The organism is Bacillus sp. H1a (genome assembly GCF_000633475.1).
In the GTDB taxonomy this organism is placed as follows: domain Bacteria; phylum Bacillota; class Bacilli; order Bacillales; family Bacillaceae_G; genus Bacillus_A; species Bacillus_A paramycoides.
The window spans coordinates 1-542 of sequence record NZ_AYMH01000100.1 but is presented as its reverse complement, the minus strand read 5'-3'; the positions used below and the strand labels follow the sequence as shown (position 1 = coordinate 542).

Genomic DNA, 542 nt, shown 5'->3' with positions numbered 1-542 from the left:
ATTTTATTTAAAACGTGGAAGTCATTCTTTCAAATTCATCAGTGTAAAAAGATAAAACCAGAAAGATGGGAGTGCCATTTGTATGGACAATTGATTGCCATTCTACTCTGTTCTTCTATCATGTTTCAAATGCGTCAATTACTTCTTATGAAAAAGAAACGAGAACTGAGTGAGTATAAGGCCATATATATGATTAGAGATTATTTTCTTCTTCTTTTCCAAGCTATACAGAAAGACACCCAAGAACTATCAAAGGTTCTATATCGCCTATTCAATCTTCTACAGCAAAACGGGCGAAAATCTCATCGATATGAGAAGAAAACAGTCTTTGATATATTAGGTGTCGTTTACAATTGTACCCTGTCTGATAATCAAGCGGCTTAATTCAAAAAAGGAAACCCGTTAGGGTTTATTTCGTATGCAAATCTTTAAAGCACCTACATATAGACTTTCGAAAAAAAGAAACAATCTCGCTTATCATTGACGTTACATGAGCTTAGCTTGATAGCGATGGGGTCTCGCCACACATCCATCAACTTAAG

Annotated in this window: 1 pseudogene; it reads left to right on the top strand. The window is 35.1% G+C overall.

The features are described from left to right. A pseudogene (locus U860_RS0129780) lies at positions 1-384 on the top strand (IS4 family transposase); the annotation flags it as partial. Between the last annotated feature and the right edge of the window lie 158 nt (positions 385-542).